This window comes from Flectobacillus sp. (assembly GCF_049240685.1).
Lineage (GTDB): Bacteria > Bacteroidota > Bacteroidia > Cytophagales > Spirosomataceae > Flectobacillus.
The window spans coordinates 1-8,279 of sequence record NZ_JBMLSD010000473.1; the positions used below are offsets into that span (position 1 = coordinate 1).

Consider the following 8,279-nt stretch of genomic DNA (forward strand, 5'->3'; position numbering starts at 1 on the left):
CAAAGAGGGTTAAATAGTTTTTCAGTAACGATAGCTATGTTTTTGCCGAATGCCCTAAGCTGAAAGCCGAAAGCTCTCTACGATGAGTGATCTGCAATGATGACCCATTCTCCTTTGATTTTTTGCCAAGTTAGGGTAAAATGTCCTCCAATATCACCTTTTTCAGGGCGTGATAATTCCCATTTTCCAACCAATAAACAGTGTTGAGGACCTAAGAAATTGACCTTTATAATTGTAAATTTTAAGGTTCCCATAGAAGCCTTATCTGGATAATTTTTCTGATAACTTGCCAAGGTTTTTTGATAACCATAAGTAACCCCATTTTTACCAATATACATCAAAGAGTCAGATTCCCAATAACCTTTCATAAAGGAAACTACATCGCCTCTGTTCCAAGCTTGGTTTTGTTTGTCGAGTGTTTCCAGAATTTGTTGCTTGTCTTTGTTGGTTTGTGCCAAGCCTGATAGGCAAGTCAGGCAAAATAAAGCGGAAAAGATAAAATGTTTAATCATGGGAAATAGATAAAATTAGGGTGTTAAAATCGAGATTTCTCTGAATAGATAGGATACTTCCTTCCAAAATTTTGTAGTTTTGAGATAATATCCATTCATCTTAATTAAAGATAATTATTTTTATGAAATTCAAAGAATTTGTAGATAAATATAAAGACTACTACTTGGTAGATGGGTTAATGTACCTTTCTTTTATAATTATGATTATCTTAATGTTTGTGTTTTTTAGTTAATGTATTTCGCTTTCCGCGAATCATCGAAGAGATAGGCTCTCAAGTGATTTTGAGTGATTCATTAAAGCACTCGCAAATTAAACCTTGAGCTGGTGTCTCCTAAACCCAATTATAAATATGATTTGGTTTGTTTTAAATCCTAAGTCTGGAACTACAAGCCCAGCAAAGAGAAATAAAATAATTCAAGCTATCAACAAACAGGCAAATTGTAAATTAATCTTAACCGAATACGCAGGTCATGCAACCGAAATCGCTCATCAGGCCGTTCAGCAGGGTATTAGTCGTGTTGTAGCTGTTGGTGGCGATGGTACAGTCAACGAGGTCGCTCGTGGATTGGTAGGTTCAAATACAGCGCTTGGTATTATTCCGATTGGTTCTGGAAATGGCTTGGCTCGTCACTTGAATATTCCTTTAAAAATAGATAAAGCGATTCAATTTGCTATTCAGCAACCAACTGCCCAAATTGATGCTTGTTATTTGAATGAAATACCCTTTTTCTGTACGGCAGGAGTGGGGTTTGATGCTTTTGTGGCAAATGAGTTTGCACAACAGGATTCGAGAGGTTTGAAAACGTATGCTAAAATGTCTCTTAAGTCATTTCGAACTTACAAGCCCGAAGCCTATGTAATTTCGCACCAAGGGAAAGACTATGCAAAAATGGCTTTTTCTATCACGTTTGCCAACGCCACACAATACGGTAACAATGCTTTGATTTCTCCAAAATCTAAAATCGATGATGGTTTAATCGACCTCGTTGTATTGAAGCCTTTTCCTTTTGGTGCAGCGCCAATTATTGGTGTACGCTTGTTTAGAGGAACATTACCCAATTCTCGTTATATAGATATGGAGGTCTCGGAAGATTATGTGCTCAAGTCCGAAAAGCCTCTATTGATACACTTTGATGGCGAACCTTTACAGCTAGATACCAACGAGATTCGGGTATATATCAAACCCAAATCGCTGAAAGTAGTGGCTGGGGTAGTGGAGTAAGGGAGTTATTCGTATTCTGAAAAATAGAAAAACCATGTCAAAAAATAAAAAAATACCATTAGGAGTTGTGTATTCTACAAATCCTGATTTTGAATATGAATTTGAGGAAAAAGAAGTGGCGGAAACGCTTCCTCCCAATCAACAAAATTTAAAGGCTTTATTAGATAAAAAGGCTCGTGCTGGCAAACAAGTAACCCTTATTACAGGCTTTGTAGGGAATGAAGAAGACTTGAATACTTTGGGTAAAAAGCTTAAAAATCTATGTGGTTGTGGAGGTTCTGTGAAGGATGGCGAAATCATCCTTCAGGGTGATTTTAGAGAGAAGGTCGTTACTTGGCTAACTCAACAAGGTTATAAAGCCAAAAAGGTATAAGAGATTCAGAATAGAGAGAAGGGTGATTTGGTTTATGTTTTATCAAAAATCCCTAAATCACCACTCTCTCAATTAGGAGTTTAGTCCATCAATTCTTTTAAAATCTTTTGGGCAGCAATAGAAATAATTGTCCCAGGGCCAAACACGCCTTTTACTCCTGCTTCGTACAAAAATGCATAGTCTTGCGCTGGAATTACTCCTCCAGCAATTACCATAATATCTTCACGACCAAGTTTTTTCAATTCATTAATAAGCTCCGGAACAAGCGTTTTGTGTCCAGCAGCCAAGCTAGATGCACCAACCACATGGACGTCGTTTTCGACAGCCTGTTTGGCTACTTCTTCTGGTGTTTGGAATAGTGGGGTAATATCCACATCAAAACCTAAATCGGCAAAGCTTGTGGCAATTACCTTAGCGCCACGGTCGTGACCATCTTGTCCCATTTTGGCCACCATAATTCGTGGTCGGCGACCTTCTAATTTGGCAAACTCGTCTGCCATTTCTTTTGCGATTCTAAAATTCTCGTCGTCTGTCACTTCTGATGAATATACGCCTGAAATTGAACGAATAATAGCTTTGTGGCGACCATATACTTTTTCGAGTGCCATGGATATTTCGCCAAGTGTGGCACGCTCACGAGCGGCTTCTACAGCCAAAGCTAATAAGTTTCCTTGTTTGGTATTGGCGGCTTCGGTGATTTTTTCGAGTGCTTTTGCCACTCTTATATTATCACGAGTAGCCTTTATTTGCTCCAATCTTTGTATTTGCGATAAGCGCACTGCCTGATTATCTACCTCCAAAATCTCGATTGGAGTTTCTTCTGCTAATTTGTACTTATTTACCCCAACAATAATATCCTTTCCTGAATCTATTCTGGCTTGTTTACGAGCTGCTGCTTCTTCTATACGCATTTTGGGCAAGCCTGTTTCGATTGCTTTTGCCATTCCGCCCAAACTTTCTACTTCTTCAATCAATGACCAAGCTTTTTTTGCCAGCTCTTTGGTCAAGTATTCGACATAATACGAACCGCCCCAAGGGTCAACTACACGGGTAATATTGGTTTCGTTTTGAATGTATAATTGCGTATTACGGGCAATTCGAGCCGAAAAGTCGGTCGGAAGTGCAATAGCCTCGTCAAGAGAATTGGTATGCAAACTTTGGGTATGCCCCAAAGCAGCCGCCATTGCCTCCACGCAGGTACGTGTAACGTTGTTGAAGGGATCCTGCTCGGTCAACGACCAGCCAGATGTTTGGCAGTGCGTACGCAAAGCCAAGGATTTATCATTTTTGGGGTTAAACTGTTTTACAATTTTTGACCAAAGCAAACGACCAGCTCGCATTTTGGCGATTTCCATAAAATGGTTCATCCCAATAGCCCAGAAAAAGGATAGGCGAGGGGCAAAGTTGTCTACATCTAAGCCAGCTGCAATACCTGTGCGAAGATATTCTAAACCATCGGCCAAGGTATAGGCTAATTCTAAATCGGCGGTTGCACCTGCTTCTTGCATGTGATAGCCCGAAATAGAAATAGAGTTGAATTTTGGCATCAATTGAGCTGTGTATTCAAAAATATCAGCAATGATTTTCATTGAAGGTTCTGGTGGATAGATGTAGGTATTTCGCACCATAAACTCTTTTAGGATATCATTCTGAATTGTACCAGACAGTTTTTGAGGACTTACGCCTTGCTCTTCTGCTGCTACAATATAAAATGCCATTATGGGCAATACGGCGCCATTCATCGTCATCGAAACCGACATTTGGTCTAAGGGAATTTGGTCGAAAAGAATTTTCATATCCTCGACCGAATCGATTGCTACTCCTGCTTTTCCGACATCTCCTGTTACACGTGGGTGGTCTGAATCATACCCTCGGTGAGTAGCAAGGTCAAAAGCCACAGAAAGCCCTTTTTGACCTGCAGCTAAGTTACGTCTATAAAAAGCATTCGATTCTTCAGCAGTCGAAAAACCCGCGTATTGACGAACGGTCCAAGGCTGTTGTACATACATCGTCGAATATGGGCCTCGGAGGTAAGGCGGCAAGCCTGCGGCAAATCTCAAATGCTCGGCATCGTTGAGGTCTGCTTGGGTAAAATGTACTTTTACAGGGATTCCTTCTGGAGATTTCCAGAATTTGGAAGAATTAGAAGTAATAACCTTGGCTTTTCCTTCTTGAAGTTGAATATTTAAAAGATTTGGTTTCATAAAGTCATCAAACAAAAATTTGGTTTTACAGCTTTGTTTTGTTATCCTCTAAGGAAATTAGGCCTGCGATTCTACAACTTCTGATAATCTTTGAGCACTCAATAATGGTATTGAGGATGAATACTCCTCTTTTGCTTCGTAAACAAATGGTTTTTCATCAAATCTAAATTTGTTGACACCCACCAGAATCCGTTTACCTGAAGTTGTAGCCTCCTGACGATGCCTATGAGTTTCGGCAATAGCATTTTGAGTAAACCCTTGCTCAAATGCTGCTATACTGCCACCCAATGCTGCTACTTTCTGAAGAAGAATAAGCGCTTTTTGAGCCAATTCAAATGTTAAATGCTCAATATAATAACTTCCAGCCGATGCATCATTCACTTTGTCAAGGTACGATTCTTCTTTTAAAATAGTAGAGATATTGCGAGCAATTCTTTTACCAAAACCCTCTTCTTGTTCGAACGTTGAATTATATGCATGCAAAACCAAGGCATCGGCACCCCCAATGATAGCAGACATAGCCTCGGTGGTGGCACGAAGCATATTGGTATTAGGTGTCAGAGCCGCATCAAAATAGCTTGAAGTGTATGCAGTTATCATAGCTGGGAACTCATTTGCTTTATCGAAAGCATATCCTTCAGACAACACTTTTTGCCATAAATACCTTAGGGCTCTGATTTTGGCAATTTCAATAAAGTAATCTGTTCCGATGGCAAGACCAAACTCAAGTTTATGCAAAATTTCCTCCAATGATAAACCAGCCTCCGTAAGTTGGTCGATATATTCTAAGGCGTTGGCCAAAGTAAAGGCAATTTCTTGTACGCTGTTTGCACCAGCATTATGGAATACTTCGCCCGATACCAAAAGTGTTTTGAACTGCGGATGATTTTGTACTTTTCTAATAGAATGAGCGAGCAGAGTTGTACTATCTTTTGATAACTCACCTGTGTGCATCCAAGTGGCTAAGTAGTCATCTTGTACTCCACCTTTCATTTGATACGGAATCAAAGACGCTAAGGTTTCGAGTAGTTGAAGGCTTTGATTTTGTACTTTAAAGAAGACATAAACCTCCGAAAGTTTGATTTGATGTAAGAGTTGTTTGAAATTAATAGTAGTAATATTTTTTTCTTCAAAATCAATTATCACACTATCTGCGCCCCATTCTATTGCTTCTAAAATAAGCTGATTTGTTTCTTTTTCGGTTGAAAAAATGATTTTCTCACGGTTATGCCAACTAGCAATAGCGGTATTTTTTTGTGCACTTTGTATCAAATCAGCAGGAAGAGAGGACAAATCTTCAGGGCTGTAAAAAGGCTCAATACGCAAGTCGCCTTCGGCTTGCCAAATTAGCGTTTGCTCAAAGTCTTTTCCCTTTAGGTCTTTGATGGCTTGGTTTTTCCAAACCTCTTTAGAGTGAGGCTGAAATTCTTCAAAGAGTGATGTTGCCATATTGAAATTGGATTTCAAATAATTTAATTTTTCAAAGTTGAACAAATGTAAGGTCTTAGATTTATCAAACCAAAAAATCTCCAAAACTTGATATTCAAAAGGATTTTATTGTATTTTTTATAGAACAAAACTATAGTAAATAATGCTATCGATTGATCCTATTTAAGAAGGGGATAAACTCTCGGAAGAAGATATAATTTATTAAACGGTTCATTAATATACTGAAGGATAGTGTGTTGTATGTTGAGTTTTTTATAATTTAGGCTTTACTTTGTTTGATAAATACGGTAAAATCTTTCGAATAAGCAAAACCTCTGCTCAAATAAGATAGCCATTGAACATCGTATAGCGAATCGTTTTTGGTTTGTGCAAAAAATGATTTATCTCATCCCAATAGCGTTTTCTGATGATAAAATTTACTATTTTTGTGGCTTGATTTGGCACAAGACAAGTCATTGCTTTTTACAAAAAAGTTAAATGATTAATTATCAGGTATTTGAATTGTATTCAACTGATTTTGCCGTTATTTTAAAAATTTACCCCAACCATGCAAACCGAAACAAGGCAAGTGTGGGCTAAGTGCCTCGAAATTATTCGTCAGGAAGTCAACGAACAGAGCTTCAAGACGTGGTTCGAACCCATAGTTCCTCTTCGAATTCAACATAACACATTGACCATACAAGTCCCAAGCCAGTTTTTTTATGAATGGCTTGAGGAAAACTACGTACATGCCCTTCGCAAAGCAATTGATTATACATTGGGGCGTCAGGGAATGTTGGAGTATTCTATCATAGTAGACAAAGGGGATCGCAAAAATCCACCAATTGCCTTGAATGTTCCTAACCAGAAAAGTACTACACCACCTCCAGTTCAGAAACGTCCAGAGCCTAATATTTACGAAAGTCCATTCCAGCTTAAGGATTTGGACTCGTTGGAGCTTGATTCTTACTTGAATCCTCATTATGTGTTTGACAATTTTGTGGAAGGAGACTGTAATCGTTTAGGTCGTTCGGCAGGATTGGCTGTAGCACAACGCCCCGGCGTAACTTCTTTTAATCCTCTGATGATTTATGGTGGTGTTGGTTTGGGTAAAACACATTTGATTCAAGCAATCGGGAACTATATTAAGAGTACCCAATCGAATAAGTTCGTGTTGTATGTATCCTCAGAGAAGTTTGTAAACCAATTTATCAATGCCATTCGTAACAACACTTTACAGGCATTTACAAACTTTTATATGCAAATTGACGTATTAATTTTAGATGACGTTCAGTTTTTAGCAGGAAAAGAAAAAACCCAGGAATCCTTTTTTCATATATTCAACCATCTTCATCAATCTGGTAAGCAGATTATTATGTCTTCTGACCGTCCTCCTCGTGATTTGGCAGGGATGCAGGATCGTTTGCTTTCGCGTTTTAAATGGGGCTTAACAGCAGATTTGCAACAGCCTGATTTTGAGACTCGTATAGCGATTATTCAAAAGAAATTACAAGCAGATGGTATATATATAAAGGATGAAGTTATTGAATACTTGGCGCATAGTATCGATACCAACGTTCGTGAGCTTGAAGGGGTAATCGTTTCATTGATGGCGCATGCCTCATTGAATCGCCGTGAAATTGATATGGATTTGGCTCGTACCACCTTGAAAAATATCGTGGTAGACAACGAAAAGGAAGTAACTGTCGACAATATTTTTGACGCAATTACGGCGCATTTTGATGTGACAATGACTGATTTGAAAGGAAAAAGTCGTAAAAAAGAGATTGTATTCCCACGTCAGGTAGCTATGTACCTCATGAAAGAATTTACGAACCTTCCCTTAAAATCAATAGGTTATCATTTTGGTGGGCGTGATCATAGTACTGTGATTCATGCCGTTCAGAATATTAGTGTATTAATTGATTCTGATAAAGATGTCGAAGGCAAAATACAAAAACTTTACAAGCACTTCAATCGTGTGAGAGTTCGTGCTTAGTCTTGATAATTGTTTTTGAAAAAACTCATCATAGTTAAGTGTGATGAGTTTTTTGTTTGAAATAGATTTGGTTTTATGATTATTTGATGATTAATTTAGTATTGAAATATTCAATAAAATCTTATTTTTCCATAACCGACTCAACCTAAATTGAAATTATATGAAGCTCACTCCATCTTCAAATAATCAGTTTTTTAAAACTTTCTTATTAGTCTTGGGTATTTCTGTTTTAGGAAATAGTTTACCTACCTATGCTTCAGAAGAAGCTCCTCCTACGATAGAAATAGAAAAGTTTATGGATAATCCAAAGAAAAAACTGAGGATAAAGTTAGTATTTAATGAAGAAGACAAAGATTCTACCAACAAAAAGAAAGGTGTATTTGCGAAAGTAAAAGGCATAGTGGATGCTATTTTAAACTTTTCTGATAATCCTCCTGTTCGTCTGAAGGTTGGTTATGAGAATGATAAATCGAAAAAACAATAAGCAGTTAATATCAAGATTAGTGAGTGAAATAAGTTATCGTGCAAAATTATATTTAA

7 protein-coding genes are annotated in these 8,279 nt (G+C 37.9%); 4 read left to right on the forward strand and 3 right to left on the reverse strand.

Annotated elements, in window-relative coordinates; all coding sequences use genetic code 11:
* Nucleotides 1–77: 77 nt before the first annotated feature.
* Nucleotides 78–512 (reverse strand): YybH family protein, encoded by a 435-nt coding sequence (locus tag ACOVQ4_RS22035; RefSeq protein WP_421822746.1) that lies wholly within the window; start codon nt 510–512, stop codon nt 78–80.
* 350 nt (nt 513–862) lie between these two features.
* Between ACOVQ4_RS22035 and ACOVQ4_RS22040 the strand changes: the two genes are divergently transcribed.
* Nucleotides 863–1,735, forward strand: coding sequence for a diacylglycerol/lipid kinase family protein (locus ACOVQ4_RS22040; protein WP_421822747.1), 873 nt, complete (start codon nt 863–865; stop codon nt 1,733–1,735).
* Between the two features lie 34 nt (nt 1,736–1,769).
* A complete protein-coding gene (locus ACOVQ4_RS22045) occupies nt 1,770–2,108 on the forward strand; it encodes a translation initiation factor (protein WP_421822748.1) in 339 nt (112 codons plus the stop codon).
* 80 nt (nt 2,109–2,188) lie between these two features.
* On the opposite strand, the gene scpA is transcribed toward ACOVQ4_RS22045, so the two are convergent.
* On the reverse strand, nt 2,189–4,312 hold the full coding sequence (gene scpA / locus ACOVQ4_RS22050) for a methylmalonyl-CoA mutase (RefSeq protein WP_421822749.1): 2,124 nt from the start codon (nt 4,310–4,312) through the stop codon (nt 2,189–2,191).
* Between the two features lie 57 nt (nt 4,313–4,369).
* Nucleotides 4,370–5,761, reverse strand: a complete 1,392-nt coding sequence (locus tag ACOVQ4_RS22055) for a methylmalonyl-CoA mutase family protein (protein ID WP_421822750.1) — start codon at nt 5,759–5,761, stop codon at nt 4,370–4,372.
* A gap of 547 nt (nt 5,762–6,308) precedes the next feature.
* On the opposite strand from ACOVQ4_RS22055, the gene dnaA reads away from it, so the two are divergent.
* Both dnaA and ACOVQ4_RS22065 read left to right on the forward strand, forming a co-directional pair.
* The gene (gene dnaA, locus ACOVQ4_RS22060) at nt 6,309–7,739 is read left to right on the forward strand and encodes a chromosomal replication initiator protein DnaA (RefSeq protein ID WP_421822751.1); all 1,431 of its coding nucleotides are present in this window, start codon (nt 6,309–6,311) and stop codon (nt 7,737–7,739) included.
* 160 nt (nt 7,740–7,899) lie between these two features.
* Nucleotides 7,900–8,223 carry a hypothetical protein gene (locus ACOVQ4_RS22065; RefSeq protein WP_421822752.1) on the forward strand — a complete coding sequence of 108 codons (324 nt, stop codon included), beginning with the start codon at nt 7,900–7,902 and terminating at the stop codon, nt 8,221–8,223.
* The last annotated feature ends 56 nt before the right edge of the window (nt 8,224–8,279 follow it).

Excerpts from the sequence above, each read along its gene's own strand:
- ACOVQ4_RS22055 (WP_421822750.1), bottom strand. The coding sequence starts at position 5,761 with ATGGCAACATCACTCTTTGAAGAATTTCAGCCTCACTCTAAAGAGGTT.
- scpA (WP_421822749.1), bottom strand. The coding sequence starts at position 4,312 with ATGAAACCAAATCTTTTAAATATTCAACTTCAAGAAGGAAAAGCCAAG.
- ACOVQ4_RS22065 (WP_421822752.1), top strand. The coding sequence starts at position 7,900 with ATGAAGCTCACTCCATCTTCAAATAATCAGTTTTTTAAAACTTTCTTA.
- ACOVQ4_RS22040 (WP_421822747.1), top strand. The coding sequence starts at position 863 with ATGATTTGGTTTGTTTTAAATCCTAAGTCTGGAACTACAAGCCCAGCA.
- ACOVQ4_RS22035 (WP_421822746.1), bottom strand. The coding sequence starts at position 512 with ATGATTAAACATTTTATCTTTTCCGCTTTATTTTGCCTGACTTGCCTA.
- dnaA (WP_421822751.1), top strand. The coding sequence starts at position 6,309 with ATGCAAACCGAAACAAGGCAAGTGTGGGCTAAGTGCCTCGAAATTATT.
- ACOVQ4_RS22045 (WP_421822748.1), top strand. The coding sequence starts at position 1,770 with ATGTCAAAAAATAAAAAAATACCATTAGGAGTTGTGTATTCTACAAAT.